The organism is Phenylobacterium sp., assembly GCF_031425575.1.
Classification (GTDB): Bacteria; Pseudomonadota; Alphaproteobacteria; order Caulobacterales; family Caulobacteraceae; genus Phenylobacterium.
This window is the reverse complement of the sequence record NZ_JANPJP010000011.1, coordinates 1-1,911: the sequence shown is the minus strand read 5'-3', so window position 1 is coordinate 1,911 and position 1,911 is coordinate 1. Positions and strand designations below refer to the sequence as shown.

General features: G+C 70.2%; 1 pseudogene. It reads right to left on the bottom strand.

Annotated features, from left to right (window positions below):
• Positions 1–165: 165 nt before the first annotated feature.
• Positions 166–1,911 (bottom strand): annotated as a pseudogene (rnr, locus tag RMO97_RS00580) (ribonuclease R); the annotation flags it as partial.

Here is a 1,911-nt window from a genome sequence, read left to right as displayed (position 1 = left end):
GTGGCGGCGTCGCGCGGCTTGACGGCCTTGACGCCGGCTTGGCGCACACGGTTGCCCTCGGTCGCACGGGAAGCTTGGTTCGCATCGGTCATGAAACAACTGTATGACCCGAGTCTTCCGGAGGGAACGGCGCCGTAGGGTTAACGCCGAACTTTGTGCTGCGGCCTAGCGCCGCTTGCCCTTCCGCACCCCCTTGGGCGGGCCGCCCTTGCGCTTGGCGTCGAAGGAGCCGGGCGCGCGGCGGATGGCCCCGATACGCGGCCGGGCGGCGTTGGGATCGCGGGGTTGCGGTTCGCTCAGCATCTCAAACAGCAGGCCTCCCGTGATCGGGGTCGCCTCCACCAGCTTGACCTCCACCTGCATCCCCAGCGGCCAGCGGGCGCCGGAACGTTCCCCCACCAGGGCGTGGCTGCGATCGTCGTGGATGAAGAACTCGCCCCCGAGCTTGGACACCGGGACCAGGCCGTCGGCCCCGGTCTCGGCCAGGCGGATGAACAGCCCGAACCGCGTCACCCCGGTGATCCGTCCGGCGAAGGTCGCCCCGACCCGGTCAGCCAGGAAGGCGGCGACATAGCGGTCGGTGGCGTCGCGCTCGGCGGCCATGGCCCGGCGTTCGGCGACCGTGATCTGCTCGGCGGTGGACTTCATCTGGCTGATGTCCTGGTCGCTCAGCCCGTCGTCCCCCAGACCCAGGGACCGGACCAGGCCCCGGTGCACGATGAGGTCGGCATAGCGTCGGATCGGCGAGGTGAAGTGGGCGTACCGGGCCAGGTTCAGACCAAAGTGGCCGATGTTCTCGGTGGAATAGATCGCCTGCATCTGGCTGCGCAGCACCACCTCATTGATGATGTCGGCGTTCGGTCCCTCGCGGGTCTCGGCCAGCAGCTTGTTGAAGCGGTCGGTGCGCGGCGCCTCGCCCTTGTTCCAGGGGATGTCCAGGGTGGCCAGGAACTCGGCCAGGGACTGCACCTTCTCCTGGCTGGGGGTGTCGTGGATCCGGTAGATCAGCGGGGTCTTCTTGGCTTCCAGCGTCTCGGCGGCGCAGACATTGGCCTGAACCATCATCTCCTCGATCAGCTTGTGGGCCTCGAGCGCGGCGCGGGGCGTGATGGCGGTGATCTCGCCTTCGGGATTGATCAGGATGCGGCGCTCGGCGCTTTCGATGGCCAGGGGCGAGCGGGCGAGCCGGCCCTGCAGCATGCAGCGGTAGGCGGCCCACAGGGGCTCCAGGATGGGGGCGAGCAGCGGGCCGGTCACATCGTCCGGCTCGCCGTCGATGGCCGCCTGGGCCTGCTCGTAGGAGAGCTTGGCGGCTGAGCGCATCAGGCCGCGCACGAACCTGTGGCCCTTCTTGCGGCCCGACTTGTCGAACACCATCCGCACGGCGATGCAGGCGCGGTTCTCGCCCTGGCGCAGCGAGCACAGCCCCGCCGACAGCCGCTCGGGCAGCATGGGTTCCACCCGGTCGGGGAAGTAGACGCTATTGGCCTTTTCCCGCGCCGTGACATCCAGCGACGAGCCCGGGCGCACATAGGCCGCCACGTCGGCGATGGCGACCCAGACGATCCAGCCGCCCTTGTTTCCGGCCTCGGTGTCGGGCTCGGCATAGACGGCGTCGTCGTGGTCGCGGGCGTCCGGCGGTTCGATGGTCACCAGCGGCACCTGGCGCAGGTCCTCCCGGCCCGACAGCGTCGGGGGCTGGGCGGCCGCGGCCTCGGCCTCCGCGGCCGCCGGGAAGCCGGTGGCTGCCGTGGGAGTGGATGGCGATCAGCGAGGCGGCGCGCGGCTGGTCCTCGCGGCCCACCACCTCCAGCAGCTTGCCGCGCTTGGGGCCGTAGCGCTGTTCGGAGGTGCCGACCTGGGCCAGGACCAGGTCGCCGTCCCGCAGCTCCTGGGCCTTGGGGTCGGTGA